Origin of the sequence: Parasediminibacterium paludis, from assembly GCF_042651445.1 — a bacterium.
Taxonomy (GTDB): Bacteria; Bacteroidota; Bacteroidia; order Chitinophagales; family Chitinophagaceae; genus Parasediminibacterium; species Parasediminibacterium paludis.
The window spans coordinates 39,355-60,708 of the sequence record NZ_JBHSDC010000022.1; the positions used below are offsets into that span (position 1 = coordinate 39,355).

Sequence of the window (21,354 nt, forward strand, 5' to 3'; positions counted from 1 at the left end):
AAAGTACTTATCAATCAAGTAATTATGTGGGCAAATGGGCATAAAAAAGCCCATCTGATGAAGTCAGATGGGCTTGAAATATGTATAACTGCTGGTAACTAGCAATTTGTAATCAAACTTAACTCTGACTTATCTCTTCCTACACATGTGGTAGGATGGAGTTGGCACCTTCAAACAAGTGAGTAACTTGCTTGGGTTGCCAAGGCTTCATTGGGCCAATTCCCTCTGCCTTTCTTGATAAGTGATTTAAAGAACTGGTGCAAATGTATAAGTAGCAAATTTAAAATGCCAAATAAATTTTTGCGATTGTGATGCGACAAGCTGTTAATTTCATTTTTTAAGCGAGTAAATATGCATGTATTAATAGTAAATAATACCATCATTCCTGCCTTAAAATATGGTGGTACAGAGCGGGTAATTTGGTGGCTAGGTAAAGAACTGGTAAAGCGTGGGCATAAGGTGACCTATATGGTAGCAAAAGGGTCAAACTGCCCATTTGCCAATGTGCTAGAATTAAATACAGACAAGCCTTTTAACGAATTGGTGCCTGCAGATGTAGACATGATTCATTTGAATCATGCGGTGAATGAAACGCCTTTAAAACCATATATTATTACGCTTCATGGTAATCTCAATCACCAACAACCATTAGATAAAAATACAGTGTTTGTTAGCGCCAATCATGCAGCAAGATTTGGTAGCGATATTTTTGTACACAATGGTATTGACCCAGAAGATTATGGCAAGCCAATTTTGAATAATAGGCGTAAGTATATCCATTTTTTAGGTGATGCGGCGTGGCGTGTAAAGAATATAAGAGGCGCTATAACAATAGCAGCTAAAGTTAAATTTCCCTTACATGTAATAGGGGGTGTGCGCTTTAACTTTAACCAAGGTTTACGCTTAACTTTCGATAGAAATGTCATATTTCATGGCATGAAAGGTGGTGCAGAAAAAAATCAAATCCTCAATCAATCTAAAGCCATGCTGTTTCCTGTATTGTGGCACGAGCCTTTTGGTATTGCCATAATAGAAAGCTTGTATTTTGGCTGTCCTGTATTTGGTACACCCTACGGTTCTTTGCCAGAAATTGTGAATGATGATGTGGGTTATTTGTCTAATAAGGCAAGTGAACTTGTTATTGGTCTTCAAAATATTGACATATATGGTAGGCAAGATTGTCACGATTATGTGATGGCAAATTTTACCTCGGTGCAAATGACAACTAAGTATTTGCATTTTTATGAACAGGTGTTAAATGGAAATAGCTTGAATAAAACGCATCCACAACTGCAAAAAGTACAGGTTGAAAAGTTCTTGCCTTTTGTGTAAGTGCTAATTATTAAACTAAAAAAATTAACAAAACAACTACCTTGTTGTTTTATTAACAGTATGAGCAAAATTGATACACCAAACGAGTTTATAGAAGTATTTGGCGCAAAAGAGCACAATCTTAAAAATATTGATATTTCGATACCTAAAAACAAGCTAGTAGTGTTTACTGGCGTTAGCGGTAGCGGTAAATCTTCGTTGGCTTTTGATACTATTTACAATGAGGGGCAAAGACGCTACATGGAAAGCTTTAGCGCTTATGCCAGGCAGTTTATGGGCGATATGGAAAGGCCTGATGTAGATAAAATTACAGGCCTTAGTCCAGTGATTTCTATTGAGCAAAAAACTACCAACAAAAACCCAAGGAGTACTGTAGGCACTGTAACAGAAGTATACGATTTTTTGCGTTTATTATATGCAAGAATAAGTGAAGCCTATAGTTACAATACGGGTAAAAAGATGCTTAAGTTTAGCGAAGAAGAGATAGTAGAAAATATTTTTGAAAAATTTAAAGGCAAAAAAATATCAGTATTAGCGCCACTGATTCGTGGTAGAAAGGGACATTATAGAGAGCTGTTTGAAGATATCCGTAAGAAGGGCTTTTTAAAAGTACGCGTAGATAGTGAGGTATTGGATTTAAAAGAGCGCATGCAAGTAGACCGCTATAAAATTCACGATATCGAAGTGGTAATAGATAGATTGGCAGTTACCGATGATATGAAAGTAAGGGTGAGCCAAAGTGTGCAGCAGGCATTGAAAATGGGTAAAGATTTGATGTTTCTGTTGGTAAATGATACCAATGCCATAGTACAATATTCCAAACAATTAATGTGTGTAGATACGGGTATCAGTTATGAAGAACCGTCTCCTAATGCGTTTTCTTTTAACTCGCCTTATGGTGCCTGCCCTACTTGTAAAGGGCTTGGCAATGTGTACACGGTAAGTATGGAAGCGATTTTGCCCGATATGTCTAAAAGCATTAAAGAGGGCGGTATTGCACCTTTGGGTGAGCAACGCGAAGCATCCATGTTTAAAAGCGTAGAAGCATTGGCAAAACGCAATAAGTTTAGCATTGATAAACCAATAAAAGATTTACCACAAACAGCTTTAAATATGTTGTTATATGGTAATACTGAAGGCATTAGCGAAGATATTTTAGACTTTGAAAATCTACCAGAACACGATCCTTATGGTGGCGAATTTGAAGGGATTATTCCAATGCTGAAACGTTGGTTTGGTAGTACAAGTAGCACCGAAACCATGCGTGAATGGACAGAGAAATACATGGAGCTAAAACGCTGCCCTAGCTGTGAAGGGGCAAGGTTGAGAAAGGAAAGTTTGTGGTTTAAAATTGATGAAAAAAATATTGCTGAATTAAGTAATCTTAATTTAGATAAACTACAACTATGGTTTACTGACCTTGAAACAAGAATGAATAATAAGCAGAATGTTATTGCTAAAGATATTCTGAAAGAAATTAGAGAAAGATTACAATTCTTGTTGGATGTTGGCTTAACCTATTTAACCCTAAATAGACCATCACGTACATTAAGTGGTGGTGAAAGTCAGCGTATTCGATTGGCTACGCAAATAGGTAGTCAGTTACAAGGGATCACTTATATTTTAGATGAGCCAAGTATTGGTTTACACCAGAGAGATAACCATCGTTTAATCACTGCGCTGCAAAACTTAAGAGATATTGGTAACAGTGTTTTGGTGGTAGAGCATGATAAAGACATAATGCTAGCTGCTGATTATTTAATAGACATTGGTCCTAAAGCTGGTCGCTTTGGCGGTAATATTGTGGCCCAAGGCACACCCCAAGAAGTGCTAAAAAGTGGTAGCGAAACTGCAGGTTATTTAAATGGTACAAAAGGCTTAGAAGTGCCCAAAACAAGGCGCACTGGCAATGGTAAAACGCTTGAATTAAAAGGTGTTGTAGGCAATAATTTAAAAGGTGTAAGCGTGAGTTTTCCTTTGGGAAAATTGATTGTGGTAACAGGTGTTAGCGGTAGTGGCAAATCTACCTTAATCAATGAAACGTTGTACCCAATTTTATCAAAGCATGCATACAATAGTCGTACACAGCCAATGGAGTTTTCGTCTGTTACGGGCTTGGAAGCGATTGATAAAGTAATAGAAATAGATCAAAGCCCAATTGGTAGAACACCACGCAGCAATGCCGCTACTTATTGTGGCTTTTTTACAGATATTAGAACCATGTTTGCTGCCGTACCTGAAGCTAAAATTCGTGGTTACAATGCAGGTCGTTTTTCATTTAATGTAAAAGGTGGCAGGTGCGATGTGTGTGAAGGTGGTGGTATGCGTGTGATAGAGATGAACTTCTTACCAGACGTTTACGTGCCTTGCGAAAAATGTAATGGTAAACGGTACAATCGGGAAACTTTAGAAATTCGTTACAAAGGTAAATCTATCAGTGATGTGCTAAACATGACGGTAGATGAAGCAGTAGAATTTTTTCAAGCTGTGCCTTGGATGTACCGTAAAATTAAAGTGCTGCAAGATGTTGGTTTAGGTTATATCACACTTGGCCAATCGGCTACAACCCTTAGTGGGGGCGAGGCACAGCGTGTAAAGCTAAGTACTGAACTTGGAAAAAAAGATACCGGCAAAACCTTTTATATTTTAGATGAACCAACTACTGGCTTACATTTTCAAGATATTAAATTACTAATGGATGTCGTGAATAAATTGGTTGATAGAGGCAATTCTGTGCTGATAATTGAACACAATTTAGATGTGATAAAAATGGCTGATCACATTATAGACCTCGGTCCTGAAGGTGGCGATGGTGGCGGTAAAATATTATTTGAAGGCACACCAGAACAAATGATTAAAAACAAAGTAAGCCATACTGCTAAGTTTTTGAAAATAGAAATGGGTTTATAAGATTGAAACGCTAATGGCGCTGAATACAGCGGATAAATCGGATTATTCTTTAGCCATAAAATCATTGTCTTAATAAATAGCAAGTGCTACCTAGTATCAATATTGTTTGGTTTAAAAAAGACTTGCGCTTGCAAGATCATTTGCCGTTGGCGAAAGCCATTGCTGTTAAATCACCAACTTTGTTGCTTTATGTTTTTGAGCCATCTATCATGCAAGCAAGCGATGCAGATGACAGACACTACAGATTTATATATCAAAGCATCATGCAGTTGCAACAGGCCTTACAGTCTGTAAGCGCCAATATCGTCATCGCACATTGCGAGGTGCTCGAGGCACTGCAAATATTGCAACAACAATATCATATTGATACAATTTTTAGCCATGAAGAAACTGGTAATGCCATCAGCTTTGCAAGAGATAAAGCAGTGGCTAAATTTTGCAAAGCACAACCAATCACTTGGAAAGAATATCCTACAAATGGTGTTATCAGGCGATTAAAACGTAGAACAGATTGGAATAAAAAGTGGCTTGCCACAATGGAACAACCGCAAGCGGTGGTAGATATTTCTCAGCTTATTCCTGTAACCATTACACAAAAAATAACCGACATATTATTCCAAAACCCTTTGCCTGAAAGTATTACAAGTGCTAATACTCATTTTCAGCCGGGTGGTTTTTTGTATGCAGAAAAGTATTTGCAAAGCTTTTTGTATAACAGAAAAGGCAACTACATGAAAGTCATTAGCAAGCCGCTAGAAAGCCGAAAAGCTTGTAGCCGTTTGTCGCCTTATTTAACGTATGGTAATTTAAGTATGCGACAAATATACCAAGCTGCACAGCAGGCAAAGCAAGCAACAGGCGATAAACGTAACATTAATTTTTTTACTAGTCGGCTTATTTGGCATTGCCATTTTATACAAAAATTTGAGAGCGAATGTTCGATGGAATTTTATAACCTTAATAAGGGTTTTAATATCATAAGAACAAACGTTGATGAAGCTAAATTATTGGCTTGGCAGCAAGGTAATACTGGCATTCCTTTGGTAGATGCTTGTATGCGTTGTTTACAGCAAACAGGCTATCTCAATTTTAGAATGAGAAGTATGCTCGTAAGTTTTGCCACACATCATTTATGGTTGCCTTGGCAAGCGATAGCACCACATTTGGCTAAGTTGTTTTTAGATTACGAACCTGGGATTCATTACCCACAAATTCAAATGCAAGCAGGCACCACTGGCATTAATACGATACGAATGTATAACCCTATTAAACAAGGACAAGACCATGATCCTAAAGGTATTTTCATTAAGCAATGGTTGCCACAGCTAGCTAAATTGCCCGAAACTTTAATCCACGAACCTTGGAAAATGAGTTCGCTGGAACTGCAACTACTCGGCTTTCAATTAGGGGTTGATTATCCTTTGCCAATTATATCGGTAGAAGAAGCTGCCAGATATGCTCGTAATGAACTTTGGCGGGTAAAAAATAGTAGTACAACCAAGCAGTTAAACGGCGCCATACTTAAAAAACATACCCAACGTAATAGCGAAAAAGAAGAAATGTTGCGTTTGCCGGGTGCAGATTTTAATAGCTGATTTTATTTATTACATAAATTTATACAAACTAAAAAAACAATGGATTTAAGTGCGCTTGATATTTTACCTGATTGGGACGATGAACGCTTTAAAAGAGATAGTAGTAGCGAAGGCGACAAATGGAAAACTGATGAAGCTGATGCTATTGCAAAAAACATGTATTTGCAATAGCGCGAAGTGTTCAACTTGGTGTATGCATATGCTGATAATTTGAGTACGGATGAAGAAGATGAATTAACCAACGGAACTACCGTTAAACAGCTCATTTATCAAAATATTATGCTGATTGCACCGAAGATTTTAAGCGCTGCGCGTATGGATAGCTATGTGCTTAAAATGGAAAATGCGGCTGTTATTAGGCATAATTGCAAAGAAATGATGGATCAAGTGAGTGTGGCTGTAATGCTTGGTATTGCAGATGAACAGCATGAAGCTGTGATTGAAGAAGCAGTTGCGGTGTTTAGAGAGCTATTTAAGCATTGGGTTGCTACTTTTAAAAAAGATGATTATGAAGATGAATGGGGTTTATTTTTATAAAAAGATTAGTAATGCTAGTTGCCTATCTTTTTCTATTAGTTGCGACAAACTGACTTGTAAAAACATAACTGGACGTCTGGAAAATACAACTGGGCATCCGGAAAAAGTAACTGGGCGCCCGAAAAGTTTAACTGGACACTTGTTTTTGACAACTTGACGCTAGTTCTAAATAATTGGGTATTGGAAAAACCTAGCTAGCTGCACAATAACCATAACTAATTTCATTTACATTAAATCTATAATTCTTCCATCTTCAACTCGGTATGGACCGTTTAATTCTGGGTTTTCTCTCATGGCTATTTCCATGTCTAAAAAGCAATTGTAAAAATGTTGCGCCAATAATTCCTCGTCTCCTGTTTCCCAAAATTCGCCTTCATCGATTACCTGTAAGTCAATAAAGCAATCTTGAATTTGTTGCAGCAGTTGTACAATTTTAACGTGTGTAACCGTATCAGCAAATTGTGTTTTGCAATATTCTTGCAAGTAGTTATGCTCGTCAAATTCTAGTAATAAAGGGTCAGAAAATTCGTGCGGCTGAATAGTAATGCCTCGTGTAGCGCCTACATAATCCCAATCTTCATCCTCTTTTACACGTTGCAATAGTTTGTCTGTTGCTTCAAAAAATGAGAATGGCATAGCATTGCTTTCAGCAAAAGTTTTTGCCGTCATCATCACTTTGTCATATGCTGCGTTAGACTTTAATTGCCCTTCAAAATGTATGGTTACGCCCATGTTTTTTATTATAAGTTTCTCAAAAAGAAACTAAGGTTTAATTAGTGGTGATTTTTGTTTCTTGGTCTTCTTTGCTTCCCTTGTGTAAATTCTCTATGCAGCTTTCTTAATCATCTCAATATGGTCAATGCCATCTTCATCATATACGTCGCTCGTTTGCACAAAACCAAAGCTTTCATAAAACGCTTTTAAATACAGTTGCGCGCCTATTTTAATATCTCCATTACCAAATAATTGGTAACATGCTTTTATGGCTTCTTGCATCAAAGCTCTGCCTGCCCCTGTGCCTCTGTAAGCAGGGCTACTCACCACACGGCCAATGCTTATTTGCACATAAGCAGTATTTGGGGCTAATAATCTTGCAGAACTAACCAAGTTATCACCATCGTAACCAAGCAAGTGATGACAGTTTTGGTCTTTATTATCCATATCTAAAAACACACAATTTTGTTCTACAACAAAAACCTCGCTGCGTAGGCGTAGCAAGGCATAGAGCTGTATATTGGTAAGATTATTAAAGTGAAGGCATTGCCATTGGAGTTGCATAAATACTTGCTATATTATTGATCAAAAAGCAACAAAGCTATTGTGCAAATTGTTAGCTGCATTGCAGTACGGGTTTTATTTTGCATTTTTGCCCACATTTTTGAGCGAAGGACAGCAATACTGACGACACAGATTAGATAGATTGAAATGGATTCTTATAATTTAAGCCTTTACATCTTTCTAAATCGAGGTTCAGACAAACAAAAAACAAAACATGCAAAAAAAAGTAGCCATCATTGGCGCAGGACCTGCCGGGTTAACAGCGGCTTATTTATTGGGTAAGGCAAACGAAAGTGTGGTGGTATTTGAAAAAGATCCAACTTATGTAGGTGGTATTTCACGTACAGAAACTTACAAAGGTTACAGTTTTGACATAGGTGGACACCGATTTTTTAGCAAAAGCAAAGAAGTAGAAGATTTTTGGACAGAAATTCTAGGCGATGAAATGCTAGAGCGCCCTAGAAGTAGCCGTATTTACTACAATAAAAAGTTTTTCTCTTATCCTTTGGTGGCGATGGAGGCATTGCAAAAGTTGGGCATTTGGGAAAGTGGTTTGTGCGTGTTGAGTTATTTGCAAGCCAAAATGAATCCCGTAAAAAATCCAACCAATTTTGAAGATTGGGTGGTAAATCAATTTGGCCGACGCTTGTTCAATATATTTTTTAAAACCTACACCGAGAAGGTTTGGGGTATTCCGTGTAACGAAATTTCGGCAGATTGGGCAGCACAACGCATTAAAGGGTTAAGCCTTAGTAGTGCCATTATGAATGCGGTTTTTAAACCTAAAAAATCGGCTAGTGGCGATAAAGACAAAGTAATTAAAACATTAATAGACAGTTTTAGATACCCGAAAAAAGGCCCAGGTATGATGTGGGAAGTTTGTGCTGAAAAGTGCAAAAACATGGGTGTAACCATTGAAATGAACTGTGGTGTAATTGATGCAAAACTAGCTGATGGCAAATGGAGTGTTACTACTACCGATGGCAGAACATTTGATGGTTTTGATAATGTAGTATCTACCACACCAATGCGTGAATTAATTGGATTTACCAAGCCTACTTTGCCAAGCGATGCCTTGAAAGCTGCTAATAATTTGGGTTACAGAGATTTTATAACTGTAGTATTAATTTGCAAAGATGAAGATGCGTTTAACGACAATTGGATTTACATCCACGACCCTAATGTGAAAGTAGGCCGTATTCAAAACTTTAAAAGTTGGAGCCCTTATATGGTGCCAAATCCCGAAATGGCTTGCTATGGCTTGGAATATTTCTGCTTTGAAGGCGATGGTATGTGGACGAGCAAAGACGAAGATTTAATTACATTAGCCAAAAAAGAAATAGAACAAATTGGCTTAACCAAACAATCTGCTGTGGTAGATGGCTATGTGGTGCGTCAGCCAAAAGCATACCCGGTGTACGACCATACTTACAAAGAAAATGTGGACGAAATTAGAGAAGCGCTAAAAGCATACCCTGGTTTGTATTTAGTGGGTAGAAATGGTATGCACAAGTACAATAACCAAGACCATAGCATGATGACTGCTATGTTGGCGGCTAAAAATATTATTGCAGGTGAAGATTTATTTGATGTATGGGATGTAAATGAAGATGCCGAATACCACGAAAGTGGCGATAGGGGTGCAGTAGATGACCATGCATATGATAAAGCTGGTATTATTGGTAGAATGGTACCGAAGAAAGTGAACTAATAACCGCTGATTATCTTGATTTAAATGATTGGCTATGATATTTGAACAGGCTGCCTCGATTTTCGAGGCAGCCTGTTTAAGTAAATCCATTTAAAAAAACTAGTTGAGTTGCGGGTCTAGTGGATAGTTAGGCATTAATTCATACTCACCACCTAAACCTTTAAGCGCATCTTTCCATATTTGCGTGGGTTTTGTACAAAAAACTAGTTCCTTACTGCCTTCGCGAATAATCCAACTTTTCTCCACAATTTCATCTTCAAGTTGACCAGTGCCCCAGCCGCTATAGCCTATGAAAAATCGAATATCTTTTTCGGTTAGGCTATCGGTTTTAAGCAAAGCCCTTACTTGCTCAAAATTGCCGCCCCAATAGATACCGTTGCCAATATCAGTGCCTTCATCTATAAAATCGGGGCGAGTATGTATAAAATGAATACTATTTTTTTGAACGGGTCCGCCCTCATATACTGAAAAATTTATACCTTCTAAACCTTCTACTAAATCGCCAATGCCAAGTTCGAATTGTTTGTTAAAAACAAAGCCCACACTACCTTCAGAATTGTATTCGCAAATAATGACTGCAGTTCTTAAAAAATTCGGGTCTTTTAAAAAAGGGTCCGAAATGAGAATAACGCCTGTTGTTAATGCTTCAATCATGCAAGAAAAATAATAAATTTTGCTACACGAAGACAATTTTTTAACGCATTCCCTTGGGTTTTAAGTTTTTTTTGATAGTAAAGTGTTGAATACCAATATTGGCAAGTGTTTGGCAATTATCTATACCAAAGTTTTAACACTGGTTAGAATTATATTTGCCAAGATGAAAAGAGCTTTACCCCTTATAGTTGTATTAACATCGTTGTCTTTTTTAGGCCTCATCTTGTTGCAGGCGTCTTGGCTGAAGAACTTATTGGAAGTTCGCGAAGCCCAATTATTTTCAAGAATTTATAGTGCCAGCACAGAAGTAGCTGTAGACTTGGCCAAAGGCAATGGAAGCGCACCGCTTATTAAAACACCGAAACGCATGGGTTTTGGTAGGTTCAATCCAGACATCTCAAGATTAATAAAGCCGCCTACTGTTGAGGAACGCTACTCTACAACAGATGTGTATAATAAGCTTAAAAACATATACGACGGTAGCGAACTGAAGAACTTGCACTTTGAATTTGCTGTTATTAATGGCTCGGCAGATTTAGAAATGCACTCAAATAATTTTGAAACAGAATATTATGATACCCTGCACAATAAGCGACTCTTTATCGCTATTGCGCCAGAAAGTGCTAGCGATTTAGAAAGTATTGGACCATTTGAACACCTCATCGTAATAGTACCCAATTTTAAAAATCAAGTTTGGGGTTCTTTGCGCTGGATTATTGCTGGTGGTGCAGGCTTTATGTTGGTAATTTTTGCTGCATTTTTTGTAACTCTTCGAACATTGTTTAACCAAAAGAAATTAAGTGAAATAAAAAGTGATTTTATTAATAATATGACGCATGAGTTTAAAACACCCATTGCCACCATATCGCTGGCCGTAGATGCTATTAAAAACGAAAAGGTGCAGAATGACAAGGATAAGCTCGCTTATTTCACAGGTATTATTAAGGAAGAAAATAAGCGCATGAATAAACATGTAGAAACCATCCTGCAAGCGGCTTTACTAGAAAAACAGGAGTTACAATTGCAATTGGTTGATCTGCCGATTCATGACACGTTGCATCATATTTTAGATAATTATGTATTGCAATTGGAAGATAAAAATGGCAAGGTGGACTTATATCTCAATGCTAAAAAAGATATTATTCAAGCCGATGAAGTACATTTTACGAACTTAATATCTAACCTAGTAGACAATGCTATCAAATACAGTAATGATAATGTACATATAATAATTACCACGCATAGTACTAATAAGTATTTTGTAATGAGTGTTCAAGATAATGGTATTGGTATGAGTAAGGAAAGTGTGAAACGTGTTTTTGAGAAATTTTACCGTGCACATACAGGTAATGTACACAATGTAAAAGGCTTTGGCTTGGGCATGAGTTATGTAAAAACTGTAATAGATGCGCATAAAGGGAAAGTGAAAATAGACAGTGCAATAGGTAAAGGCACTACGTTTACTGTTGAAGTGCCTTTTCGCCAATCGTAACAATGATGGAATGCAGAGGTGTAACGTAAAAAGTGAGGTATTTCAAATTGTCACCTTTGGCGTTCATCGTTTCCTCTATCACATTACCCCTTCATCAATAAGCAGCCATCACCATAGCTTAAAAAGCGATAATCCTTATTGAGCGCATGGTTGTAAATCATTTTCCAATCATCTCCAACAATGGCAGCGATTAATAATAACAAAGTAGATTGTGGCTGATGAAAATTAGTAATTAAGCCTTGCGCAACTCGCAATTGGTAGCCTGGTGCAATGATAATTTGGGTTTTAGTAATCAATCGCTCAAGTTGATTGCTTTTCATCCAATTTGTCAAAGCTGTTAATGCAGCTTCTAAAGATATATTTTGTGGTAAATCGTAAGCATCCCATTGTGATAAACTGGGTACTTTTTCATTTATTTTCGCCTGCTCAGTACTCATCAATACACCGAGCCAATACAAACTTTCAATCGTTCTTAATGATGTGGTTCCTACTGCAATAATTGGCTTAGGCTGATGCTGTAATAAATGTTCAATTAATTTAATATGAGAATCAATAAACTCGGTATGCATCTCGTGTTCATCCATCGTAGCAGCTTTTACTGGCTTAAAAGTGCCTGCGCCTACATGTAGCGTTACAAAATCTCTTTTAATGTTTTTATCATCTAGTTTTTTAAATAATTCCTCTGTAAAATGCAGGCCCGCAGTAGGCGCTGCTACGCTACCATCATACTTGGCATAAATGGTTTGGTAGGTATGTTTATCTGCTTCTTCTGCGTCTCTATTGAGATATGGTGGTAATGGTATTAAACCTGCAATATGTAATATTTCTGCGAATGTTAAGTCTGCGTTGTTCCAGCTTAATTCAATGATAAAGCAATCTGTCTTCTGTTCTATCTTTTTTGCCTCAATAATTACATCAAATTTATCATGCTGAATAAATTTAGCCAATGGTTCTTCTTTCCATTTTTTGGCGCCACCCACCAAACATTTCCACAGCACTTTACCTTTTTGCAGCATCGCCGTGGTAATGTCAGCATATTGGTCGTGCGGTTCTAGACAAAATATTTCTATTTGCCCGCCTGTTGGTTTTGTAAAAATGAGTCTTGCTTCTACTACTTTGGTATTATTAAAAATAAGCAAGCTTTCTTCAGGCAAATACACATCTAAGTGTTTGTACTGACTTTCTGAAATTTTCCCACTTTTAAACACCAAAAGCTTGCTTTCGTCTCTTTTTGCTAGTGGATGCTTCGCAATTTTTTCATCTGGTAAATGGTAGCTAAAGTCGTTTATTGACAGTTTTTTCGGATGAATCATCTTTGTTCAATCTTTTTAAATAATAGATTTTCAATTTTATTTACCTTTTAAACACCGTAAAATCACAGTTACGCACATGCTATTCACATGAAAAAGTGAAAATATGGTGACAATTGCCCTGTAATGCAATACTGGATTGCATTACAGGGCATAAAATACTGTGGATAAATACAAACTCTTAGAATTCGTATTTCCAGTGGGAAATTGTGTTATTTTGTGTTAAGAAATGGTAAATCTTAAACAAATACTCTAACATGGTAGGTTTTCACGGTGAATATGAAGCAACAGTCGACGCGAAGGGTCGCTTCTTGCTGCCTAGTGCCCTGAAAAAACAATTGCCAGAAGGGGAAAATCGTTTCATCCTTTCAAGAGGATTTGAAAACTGTTTAACCCTTTATCCCATGAAAACATGGGAGGCCATTTTAGAGAAGTTTAAAAAATTAAACCAATTCGACCCAAAGGTAAGACAGTTCACTCGTCAGTTTTTGAACGGTGCCACTGAAATTGAATTGGATAGCGCAGGCAGAATGATGTTGTCAGCATCATTTAAAGCTTATGCAAGTATTACAAAAGATGTGGTGATAGCTGCTACGCTAGACAAATTTGAAATATGGGATGCTGTTAAATATAACGAGGCAATTAGCAAGTTGTCGGCAGAAGACTTTAGCAATTTGGCAAACGAAGTAATGTCTGACGATAAAATGTAAGAAACATGAGCGATTTGCAGAATATAGAACCACAGCCTTCGCATTTAGAGTACCACGTGCCAGTGTTGTACGCAGAAACGCTTGATGGTTTAAATATTCAAGCAGATGGTGTATATGTTGATTGCACATTTGGGGGAGGCGGACATGGCAGAGGTATTTTGAAAAATTTAGGCGAAGCTGGTAGACTAATAGCGTTTGATCAAGATGCAGATGCCGTAAAAAATATACCAGAAGATAGTAGGGTAACATTTGTGCCACAGAACTTTCGCCATTTACAACGCTTTTTGCGCTTGCATAAGGTGAGTAAAGTAAATGGTGTTTTGGCAGATTTGGGTGTAAGCAGTCATCAGTTTGACGAAGGTGAACGAGGATTCTCAATTCGCTTTGATGGTCCGCTTGATATGCGAATGGATCAGCGACAAAGTTTAACGGCTGCAACTATCGTAGCTACTTATTCTGAGCTGCAGCTGCATAAAATGTTTGAGCATTTTGGTGAAGTGAGTAATTCTAAAACATTGGCCAAGCATATTGTAGAGGCGAGAAAGCAAATGCAGGTACAAACCATTTTACAGTTTAGGGCAATGATTAGCTCTGTTGTAAAAGGTAATCCTAATAAATATTTGGCGCAGGTGTTTCAGGCTTTGCGCATAGAAGTGAATGCAGAAATGGAGGCACTAAAAGAAATGTTGTTGCAGTTGAATGATGTGGTAGAAGTGGGTGGAAGAGTTGCTATTATTACGTTTCACTCGCTTGAAGATAGATTAGTAAAGTTGTTTTTAAAGAACGGCGGTTTTGATGATGAGGTGGATGATAACCCATTTGTACAACATACAAAAGTGCCACGTTGGAAATTGGTAACAAAGAAACCCATTACAGCCACGGCCGATGAGTTGAAAAAAAATACAAGAAGTAGAAGTGCCAAGTTGCGCGTGGCAGAACGAGTGTAACGGGCGATTAGCGATGATGAAGCGGATTAGCTATGATTTTAAAACTTAAAATTAAAGTGGAAGAAAAGCAAGACAATAGTCAACAAGTAAAAGAAAAGAAAACGGCTTTTAAAGCCGTCAGAGACAATATTGTGGGCGGCAAATGGATTGCAAAAAACTTGAATTTCTTTTTGTTTGTATCGGTGTTGGCTATCGTGTATATCGCCAATGGGCATATGGCCGATAGGGCAATACGAGATATTAGCAAAACACAGAAAGAGATAAAGGAATTGCAATATGAATACAAGACGATAAAGAGCGAGGTTATGTTTAAAAGTGAAGAGGTGCAAGTGTTGAAGGCGGCAGAGCCATTGGGGTTAAAGATTAGTAAAGAAGTGCCGCAACGTTTGGTAAGTGAAAAATAAGATTGCTTAATTGTTATTATAAATGGACGTAAAAAAAGACATACTATGGCGGGTGTATTTAAGCTACATCGTAATGGTGATAATTTGTCTTGCCGTTTTTGCAAAAGCATTTTACATACAACAGGTACAAGGTGCAAGCTGGCGTAGCATGAGCGATAGTTTGCACCAAAAAATTGAAGAAGTAGATGCAGAAAGAGGCACGATTTATAGTGAAGATGGGCAAATGTTAAGCACTAGCGTTCCCAAATTTAATATCTACATAGACTTTGCTGCTGATGGTTTAAGGGAGAAAAGTGGTGTACGCTTTAGAGAAAACTTAGATAGCTTATCTTTTTGTTTGGCTAATTTATTTAACGATAAATCTGTAAGTGATTATAAGCATTTGTTGCAGCAAGGTTTTAAAAATCGTGACAGATATTTCTTGTTGCAAAAAGGAATTTCTTATCGTCAATACGAGTCTTTGAAGCAGTTTCCTTTGGTCCGCTTGGGTAAAAATAAAAGTGGTTTTATAGTAGATGAGCAAACGATTCGTTTAAATCCTTATAAACTTTTGGCTTACAGAACGATAGGTTTAGATAGAGAAAATGCACAAAAAATTGGCTTAGAAAAAACCTATGACACATTACTGAAAGGTACAACGGGTAGGCGTTTGGTGCGATATATAGCAGGGGGTGTAAGCATACCTGTTGATGATGAACAAATAGAGCCAGAAAACGGAAAAGATATTGTAACAACGTTGGATGTATTTATACAAGAAGTTACAGAAAATGCTTTAATGAAGATGATGGTAGGTAATGAGGCGGTTCATGGTTGCGCTATTGTCATGGAAACAAAAACAGGTAAAGTAAAGGCGATTGCCAATTTGGGTAGAAGGCAAGATGGTACTTATTCAGAAGATTATAATTATGCAATAAGTCCTTCAGAGCCAGGCTCAACTTTTAAGTTGGCTACTATGATGAGTTTACTTGAAGATAAAAAAATTACACTGAATAGTGTGGTGAATTTGAATGGTGGTTCATGGCAAATTAACGGTCAAACGGTTTTTGATTCTGAGCAACATGGCAAGTTTGATGTAACGGTAAAAGATGCATTTGCATTGAGTAGTAATGTGGGTATGGCAAAACTGGCATTAGCTAGTTATGGTAATAATCCTAGGCGTTTTATTCAACATTTACATGAAATGCATTTAGATACTTTAACAGGTATTGATATTACAGGTGAACGCAACGCAGTAATACCTAAGCCAGGCACTAGAAATTGGAGTTCTATTTCATTGCCTTGGATGGCATTTGGGTATAATATAGAGGTAACGCCTTTGCAAACAGCTACATTTTATAATGCAGTTGCTAATAATGGTAAAATGATGAAACCTTACTTATTAAGCGCTGTGAAAGAAGAAGGCGAAGTGGTAAATGTAAATGAGCCAAAAGTGTTGATTGAAAAGATTTGTAGTGAAGCTACCATACAAGACTTGAAAACATGTTTAGAAGCAGTGTGTGCAGGTGGAACCGCAAAGGAACTCTTTAAAAATTCTACATACAAAGTGGCTGGAAAAACTGGTACTGCATTAGTTGCTGATGGTAATAGGGGCTATGCAGATCAAATTTATCAAACATCGTTTGCTGGTTATTTCCCTGCAAATGACCCACAATATACGATAGTAGTGGTCATAAAAAATAAGCCTCAAGCTGTATTACATTACGGCGCAACGGTTGCAGGGCCTGTGTTTAAAGAGATTGCTGATAGATTATACACAAATTATGTAAGGCAAGTAAACTATATGAGTACTAATAAAAAGATAGATAGTACTGCTACTTTTTACTATACCGGCTCTAGGCAAGATTTAAAGCAATTGGCGAGCCGATTAGAATGTGGGCAGAAAGAGATTGATAGTGCAACAGATGAATGGTTAGATGTGCGCATACATAAAGGTGCTGTTAGTTTTCTAGCTAAGCCAGTAGATGTCAGAACAATGCCTCAGTTGAGAGGTATGGGATTAAAAGATGTAGTGGTGTTGTGTGAAAATATTGGCTTGAAAGTAAATGCTAAAGGAAAAGGGCGGGTATTAACACAGTCGATACTGCCTGGTCAGTCATATGCAAAAGGACAAATTTTAAATATAGAACTTAACTGATGCTAACATTACAAGATATATTATACAAAGTGCATTTGCTACAAGTGCAAGGTGCTACTAATATTCATGTGTCAGCTATTGTTATTGATAGCCGTAAAGTAATTGCAGGTTCAGTATTTGTTGCTATTAAGGGCTTACAGAGCGATGGTCATGCTTATATAGATAAAGCAGTAAGCCTAGGTGCGGTCGCAATCGTTTGTGAAATAATGCCCGACAAATTGGTGGACGGCATCACCTATATACAGGTGAAAAATAGTAATGAAGCGGTGGCTTTTATGGCTAATAATTTTTACAACGAGCCATCATTGCATACAAAGCTTGTAGGTGTTACGGGTACAAATGGTAAAACAACTATAGCTACGGTACTTTTTAAATTATTTACACAACTAGGTTATAAATGCGGGTTGATAAGTACCGTGCAAAATCAAATTGCAAATGAAGTAATACCAGCAACACATACAACGCCAGATGCGGTCAGCTTAAATGCCTTGTTGCGTGAGATGGTAGATGAAGGTTGTTCGCATGTGTTTATGGAGTGTAGTAGCCATGCTATTCATCAGCATCGTATTACTGGCCTACATTTTACAGGGGGCTTATTTAGTAATATCACACACGACCATTTAGACTATCATAAAACCTTTGATGAATACATTAAGGTGAAGAAAAAGTTCTTTGATGACTTGCCCTCAAATGCTTTTGCAATAAGCAATGCAGATGATAAGCGTGGCGAAGTGATGTTACAAAATACCCATGCGAAAAAATATTTCTACAGCCTTAAAACGATGGCTGATTTTAAGGGTAAAATACTGGATAATGCATTAACTGGTTTGCAAATGACCGTTAATGAAATGGAAGTGCATTTTAGATTAATTGGCGAGTTTAATGCTTATAACTTATTAGCAGTATATGGTGCGGCAGTATGCTTAGGTGAAGATAAATATGAAGTACTTACTGCATTGAGTATGCTCACGGGTGCAGAAGGGCGTTTTGATTATGTTATCAGTAAGCAATTAATCATTGGCATTGTTGATTATGCCCATACACCCGATGCATTGGAAAATGTGTTGGTTACGATTAAAAAACTTAGAAAAGGGCACGAACAAATAATTACAGTAGTTGGCTGTGGTGGCGATAGAGATAAAACCAAGCGACCAATAATGGCACAAGCTGCTTGTGCATTAAGTGACAAAGTGATTTTAACAAGCGATAATCCTAGAACAGAAGATGCTGCTGCTATTTTAGCCGACATGGAACAAGGTTTAGATAGCGCAGGTAGAAGAAAATCGCTTACAATAAGCGATAGGCGAGAAGCCATCAAAACGGCTGTGAGCTTGGCAAGAGGAGAAGATATTATTCTAATAGCAGGCAAAGGGCATGAGAAGTACCAAGATATTAATGGCATAAAACATCCTTTTGATGATAAACAAGTGTTGAGAGAGATGTTTGAATTACTTGAAAAATAAGATGATAGATATAAGATGTTAGTTAACAGAATGGAAGTGTATTACTGTCAACTAACAACAATCAACTAACAACTATTATTATGTTATACCATTTATTTACATGGCTAGATAAGCATTTTGAAATTCCTGGCGCAGGACTATTTCAATTCTTAACATTTCGCATTGCGATGGCTGTTTTATTGTCTTTAATCATAGCAACGGTATATGGTAAACGCATTATTTTATTGCTACAAAAAAAGCAAATTGGTGAAAGTGTTAGAGACTTGGGTTTAGAGGGACAAGCACAAAAGAAAGGTACGCCTACCATGGGCGGAATTATTATTCTATTGAGCATTCTAATTCCAACCTTGTTGTTTGCTAATCTAGATAAAGTGTACATCCGATTAATGGTTTTATGTACTGTTTGGCTAGGTGTAATCGGTTTTTTAGACGATTTGTTTAAAATACGTGCTAGGCAAGCTGCGAAAGCAAAAGGTGAAACATATAAGAAAAAAGATAGTGACGGATTAGCTGGTATTTCTAAAATTATTGGTCAGGTGGGTTTGGGTATAATCATTGGCACAACGCTGTATTTTAGTAATGCTGTAACTGTTGAAAGAGAAGTGTTTACATCGCCACAGGCACAATTGCAAAGAGGGGAAAAATTAGCAAAAGATTCTAATATTATTATTAGAAAAATTAATGGAATACAGAAACGATTTGTAAAAGTAAAAACACCAATTACAACAATTCCTTTTATAAAAAACCACGAGTTTAATTATAGTAAACTAATTACTTGGATGGGTAAAGGTGCAGAAGATTATACTTGGACAGTTTATATCATCATTGTGACTTTGATTATTACGGCAGTATCAAACGGCGCTAACTTAACAGATGGTCTAGATGGCTTGGCAGCAGGTGTTAGTGCTATCATAGGTATTGGTATTGGGGTATTTGTATATGTAAGTGGTAACTACATTTTTGCAGATTACTTCAATGTGATGTATATCCCAAACCTTGGTGAACTATCCATTTTTGTAGGTGCGTTTGTCGGTGCTTGTATAGGGTTTTTATGGTATAATGCTTATCCAGCGCAGGTTTTCATGGGCGATACGGGTAGCCTAGCACTTGGAGGCATTATCGCTTCGCTTTCTATTATAGTACGTAAAGAATGGTTGATACCTATTTTCTGTGGTGTGTTTTTGGTAGAGAATTTAAGTGTGATCATTCAAGTAAGCTACTTTAAATATACAAAGAAAAAATATGGTGAAGGTAGAAGGGTTTTCTTAATGAGCCCGTTGCACCATCACTATCAAAAGAAAGGTTTTCATGAGAATAAAATTTCTATCAGATTTTGGATTATTACTGTATTGCTTGTAGTAGCGAGCATTGTAACACTTAAGATTAGGTAAGCAAAGCTCAAGAAAGAATAAGGCCTTGAAGTGTCCGCCTAAGGCGGAACGAAGTAAAATAGAAATATAAAAGCTGGTTAACAAAGAAAAAATGAAACACAAATTAGTAATACTTGGCGGGGGCGAAAGCGGTATTGGTGCTGCATTGCTTGGCAAGCAGCAAGGTTACGATGTGTTTTTGAGTGATGGCGGATTGTTGAAAGCTGCTTATAAGCAAGAGTTGGTAGCCAATGGCATTGCCTTTGAAGAAGGACAACACACGGCTGATATAGTATTAGGTGCTGATGAAATTGTAAAAAGTCCTGGCATACCTGAGAAGAATGATATGATGAAAGCGATTAGAGCCAAAGGCATTAAGGTGATTAGCGAAATCGAACTGGCTTACAGGTTTAAAGGTGATGCAACAATTATTGCAATTACTGGCAGTAATGGTAAAAGCACCACAACGGCTTTAACGCATCATATCTGTATAAAAGCAGGGTTAGATGCAGCATTGGTTGGCAATATTGGTTATTCGTTTGCCAAGCAAGTGGCAGAGAATCCAAAGCCTTATTATGTAGCAGAAATCAGTTCTTTTCAGCTAGACGATATAGACACATTTAAACCAGATGTGGCAATATTATTAAATATTACAGAAGATCATTTGGATAGATATGATTACAAGTTTGAGAATTATATCAATAGCAAGTTTAGAATCATAGAAAATCAAACAGCAGACGATTACTTTATTTATTGCGATGACGATGAAGTAATACAAAATAAACTAAATACACTAACTATTAATACTAACCCACTACCATTCTCAATGAAACACGAAATCAAAAAAGGCGGCTACATTAAAGGCGATCAAATGATGCTACGTATACAAGAAGAACGCGTAAGCATGAGCATCTATGACTTCGCTTTAAAAGGTAAGCACAACAATTACAACACAATGGCAGCAGGCATTGCAGCAACTACAATTGGTATAAGAAAAGAGAAAATTAGAGAAGCTGTTGCCGATTTTCAAAGTTTAGAACATCGTAATGAATTTGTAGCATCGGTACGTGGTGTAGCATTTATTAACGATAGTAAAGCTACCAATGTAAACAGTACTTGGTTTGCGCTTGAGAGTATGAACAAGCCTACCATTTTAATATTGGGTGGTATAGATAAAGGCAATGATTATGGCCTTATTGCTGACCTCGTAAAGGAAAAGGTAAAAGCAATTGTGTGCTTGGGTAAAGACAATAAAAAAATTATAGCTGCCTTTAAAAATATTGTGCCATCAATTATTGAAACAGACAATGCACAAGACTGTGTGAAAGCTTGTTTTAAAGTTGCTACAAAAGGTGACGCAGTGTTGTTAAGTCCTGCTTGTGCAAGTTTTGATTTGTTTAAGAATTATGAAGACAGAGGTAACCAGTTTAAAGACGCTGTAAAGGAATTATAAACAGTTTGAGATTTGAGGTTTGAGATTTATAGTTCATCTCAAATTTCAAATTAT

18 protein-coding genes and 1 riboswitch are annotated in these 21,354 nt (G+C 37.1%); of the genes, 14 read left to right on the forward strand and 4 right to left on the reverse strand.

All coding sequences use genetic code 11. The annotated features are described in order from the left end of the window. Nucleotides 1-126 precede the first annotated feature (126 nt). Nucleotides 127-244: riboswitch (SAM riboswitch) on the reverse strand. A 107-nt stretch (nucleotides 245-351) separates the two neighbouring features. The 5 genes from ACFOW1_RS10555 to ACFOW1_RS10575 all read left to right on the forward strand — a co-directional run bounded on the left by ACFOW1_RS10555 (nucleotide 352) and on the right by ACFOW1_RS10575 (nucleotide 6,374). Further along, nucleotides 352-1,332 (forward strand): glycosyltransferase, encoded by a 981-nt coding sequence (locus tag ACFOW1_RS10555; protein WP_379014147.1) that lies wholly within the window; start codon nucleotides 352-354, stop codon nucleotides 1,330-1,332. A gap of 60 nt (nucleotides 1,333-1,392) precedes the next feature. Continuing rightward, complete coding sequence (uvrA, locus tag ACFOW1_RS10560) at nucleotides 1,393-4,242, forward strand: excinuclease ABC subunit UvrA (RefSeq protein ID WP_379014148.1); 2,850 nt, start codon at nucleotides 1,393-1,395, stop codon at nucleotides 4,240-4,242. Between the two features lie 83 nt (nucleotides 4,243-4,325). Then, nucleotides 4,326-5,837, forward strand: coding sequence for a cryptochrome/deoxyribodipyrimidine photo-lyase family protein (locus tag ACFOW1_RS10565; protein ID WP_379014150.1), 1,512 nt, complete (start codon nucleotides 4,326-4,328; stop codon nucleotides 5,835-5,837). 39 nt (nucleotides 5,838-5,876) lie between these two features. Then, nucleotides 5,877-6,008 carry a hypothetical protein gene (locus ACFOW1_RS10570; RefSeq protein WP_379014151.1) on the forward strand — a complete coding sequence of 44 codons (132 nt, stop codon included), beginning with the start codon at nucleotides 5,877-5,879 and terminating at the stop codon, nucleotides 6,006-6,008. Nucleotides 6,009-6,047: 39 nt separating this feature from the next. Next, nucleotides 6,048-6,374, forward strand: coding sequence for a hypothetical protein (locus ACFOW1_RS10575; RefSeq protein ID WP_379014152.1), 327 nt, complete (start codon nucleotides 6,048-6,050; stop codon nucleotides 6,372-6,374). A 225-nt stretch (nucleotides 6,375-6,599) separates the two neighbouring features. On the opposite strand, the gene ACFOW1_RS10580 is transcribed toward ACFOW1_RS10575, so the two are convergent. Then, nucleotides 6,600-7,106: a hypothetical protein gene (locus ACFOW1_RS10580; RefSeq protein ID WP_379014154.1), complete on the reverse strand. Its 507-nt coding sequence runs from the start codon at nucleotides 7,104-7,106 to the stop codon at nucleotides 6,600-6,602. A 93-nt stretch (nucleotides 7,107-7,199) separates the two neighbouring features. Beyond that, nucleotides 7,200-7,652, reverse strand: a complete 453-nt coding sequence (locus ACFOW1_RS10585; RefSeq protein WP_379014155.1) for a GNAT family N-acetyltransferase — start codon at nucleotides 7,650-7,652, stop codon at nucleotides 7,200-7,202. Between the two features lie 214 nt (nucleotides 7,653-7,866). Here ACFOW1_RS10585 and ACFOW1_RS10590 point away from each other — a divergent pair, with 214 nt between their 5' ends. Then, nucleotides 7,867-9,363 carry an NAD(P)/FAD-dependent oxidoreductase gene (locus ACFOW1_RS10590; protein ID WP_379014156.1) on the forward strand — a complete coding sequence of 499 codons (1,497 nt, stop codon included), beginning with the start codon at nucleotides 7,867-7,869 and terminating at the stop codon, nucleotides 9,361-9,363. A 99-nt stretch (nucleotides 9,364-9,462) separates the two neighbouring features. On the opposite strand, the gene ACFOW1_RS10595 is transcribed toward ACFOW1_RS10590, so the two are convergent. After that, on the reverse strand, nucleotides 9,463-10,017 hold the full coding sequence (locus ACFOW1_RS10595; protein WP_379014157.1) for a YqgE/AlgH family protein: 555 nt from the start codon (nucleotides 10,015-10,017) through the stop codon (nucleotides 9,463-9,465). A 163-nt stretch (nucleotides 10,018-10,180) separates the two neighbouring features. Here ACFOW1_RS10595 and ACFOW1_RS10600 point away from each other — a divergent pair, with 163 nt between their 5' ends. Continuing rightward, nucleotides 10,181-11,509, forward strand: a complete 1,329-nt coding sequence (locus tag ACFOW1_RS10600; protein ID WP_379014158.1) for a sensor histidine kinase — start codon at nucleotides 10,181-10,183, stop codon at nucleotides 11,507-11,509. 83 nt (nucleotides 11,510-11,592) lie between these two features. Here the strand turns inward: ACFOW1_RS10600 and ACFOW1_RS10605 are convergent, their stop codons facing one another. Next, entirely contained in the window at nucleotides 11,593-12,822 is a 1,230-nt protein-coding gene (locus ACFOW1_RS10605) for an S-adenosylmethionine:tRNA ribosyltransferase-isomerase (RefSeq protein ID WP_379014159.1), read from the reverse strand. A 254-nt stretch (nucleotides 12,823-13,076) separates the two neighbouring features. On the opposite strand from ACFOW1_RS10605, the gene mraZ reads away from it, so the two are divergent. The 7 genes from mraZ (at nucleotide 13,077) to murD (ending at nucleotide 21,300) form a co-directional block, all read left to right on the forward strand. Beyond that, the gene (mraZ, locus tag ACFOW1_RS10610; protein ID WP_379014160.1) at nucleotides 13,077-13,529 is read left to right on the forward strand and encodes a division/cell wall cluster transcriptional repressor MraZ; all 453 of its coding nucleotides are present in this window, start codon (nucleotides 13,077-13,079) and stop codon (nucleotides 13,527-13,529) included. A gap of 5 nt (nucleotides 13,530-13,534) precedes the next feature. Beyond that, entirely contained in the window at nucleotides 13,535-14,476 is a 942-nt protein-coding gene (rsmH, locus tag ACFOW1_RS10615; RefSeq protein ID WP_379014162.1) for a 16S rRNA (cytosine(1402)-N(4))-methyltransferase RsmH, read from the forward strand. Between the two features lie 32 nt (nucleotides 14,477-14,508). Next, a complete protein-coding gene (locus tag ACFOW1_RS10620; protein WP_379014163.1) occupies nucleotides 14,509-14,880 on the forward strand; it encodes an FtsL-like putative cell division protein in 372 nt (123 codons plus the stop codon). 22 nt (nucleotides 14,881-14,902) lie between these two features. Next, entirely contained in the window at nucleotides 14,903-17,014 is a 2,112-nt protein-coding gene (locus ACFOW1_RS10625) for a penicillin-binding protein (RefSeq protein WP_379014165.1), read from the forward strand. Then, the gene (locus tag ACFOW1_RS10630) at nucleotides 17,014-18,477 is read left to right on the forward strand and encodes a UDP-N-acetylmuramoyl-L-alanyl-D-glutamate--2,6-diaminopimelate ligase (protein WP_379014167.1); all 1,464 of its coding nucleotides are present in this window, start codon (nucleotides 17,014-17,016) and stop codon (nucleotides 18,475-18,477) included. The genes ACFOW1_RS10625 and ACFOW1_RS10630 overlap by 1 nt, the downstream gene beginning before the upstream one ends. Nucleotides 18,478-18,557: 80 nt before the next feature. After that, nucleotides 18,558-19,868, forward strand: a complete 1,311-nt coding sequence (mraY, locus tag ACFOW1_RS10635) for a phospho-N-acetylmuramoyl-pentapeptide-transferase (protein ID WP_379014168.1) — start codon at nucleotides 18,558-18,560, stop codon at nucleotides 19,866-19,868. Nucleotides 19,869-19,959: 91 nt separating this feature from the next. Beyond that, nucleotides 19,960-21,300, forward strand: a complete 1,341-nt coding sequence (gene murD / locus ACFOW1_RS10640; protein ID WP_379014170.1) for a UDP-N-acetylmuramoyl-L-alanine--D-glutamate ligase — start codon at nucleotides 19,960-19,962, stop codon at nucleotides 21,298-21,300. Nucleotides 21,301-21,354 lie beyond the last annotated feature (54 nt).

Bases quoted from the DNA above. Each gene is read 5' to 3' on its own strand.
- rsmH (WP_379014162.1), top strand. From the start codon at position 13,535: ATGAGCGATTTGCAGAATATAGAACCACAGCCTTCGCATTTAGAGTAC.
- ACFOW1_RS10600 (WP_379014158.1), top strand. From the start codon at position 10,181: ATGAAAAGAGCTTTACCCCTTATAGTTGTATTAACATCGTTGTCTTTT.
- ACFOW1_RS10585 (WP_379014155.1), bottom strand. From the start codon at position 7,652: ATGCAACTCCAATGGCAATGCCTTCACTTTAATAATCTTACCAATATA.
- ACFOW1_RS10630 (WP_379014167.1), top strand. From the start codon at position 17,014: ATGCTAACATTACAAGATATATTATACAAAGTGCATTTGCTACAAGTG.
- ACFOW1_RS10590 (WP_379014156.1), top strand. From the start codon at position 7,867: ATGCAAAAAAAAGTAGCCATCATTGGCGCAGGACCTGCCGGGTTAACA.
- ACFOW1_RS10605 (WP_379014159.1), bottom strand. From the start codon at position 12,822: ATGATTCATCCGAAAAAACTGTCAATAAACGACTTTAGCTACCATTTA.
- ACFOW1_RS10625 (WP_379014165.1), top strand. From the start codon at position 14,903: ATGGACGTAAAAAAAGACATACTATGGCGGGTGTATTTAAGCTACATC.
- mraY (WP_379014168.1), top strand. From the start codon at position 18,558: ATGTTATACCATTTATTTACATGGCTAGATAAGCATTTTGAAATTCCT.
- ACFOW1_RS10620 (WP_379014163.1), top strand. From the start codon at position 14,509: ATGATTTTAAAACTTAAAATTAAAGTGGAAGAAAAGCAAGACAATAGT.
- uvrA (WP_379014148.1), top strand. From the start codon at position 1,393: ATGAGCAAAATTGATACACCAAACGAGTTTATAGAAGTATTTGGCGCA.
- ACFOW1_RS10555 (WP_379014147.1), top strand. From the start codon at position 352: ATGCATGTATTAATAGTAAATAATACCATCATTCCTGCCTTAAAATAT.
- ACFOW1_RS10570 (WP_379014151.1), top strand. From the start codon at position 5,877: ATGGATTTAAGTGCGCTTGATATTTTACCTGATTGGGACGATGAACGC.
- ACFOW1_RS10595 (WP_379014157.1), bottom strand. From the start codon at position 10,017: ATGATTGAAGCATTAACAACAGGCGTTATTCTCATTTCGGACCCTTTT.
- ACFOW1_RS10580 (WP_379014154.1), bottom strand. From the start codon at position 7,106: ATGGGCGTAACCATACATTTTGAAGGGCAATTAAAGTCTAACGCAGCA.
- murD (WP_379014170.1), top strand. From the start codon at position 19,960: ATGAAACACAAATTAGTAATACTTGGCGGGGGCGAAAGCGGTATTGGT.
- mraZ (WP_379014160.1), top strand. From the start codon at position 13,077: ATGGTAGGTTTTCACGGTGAATATGAAGCAACAGTCGACGCGAAGGGT.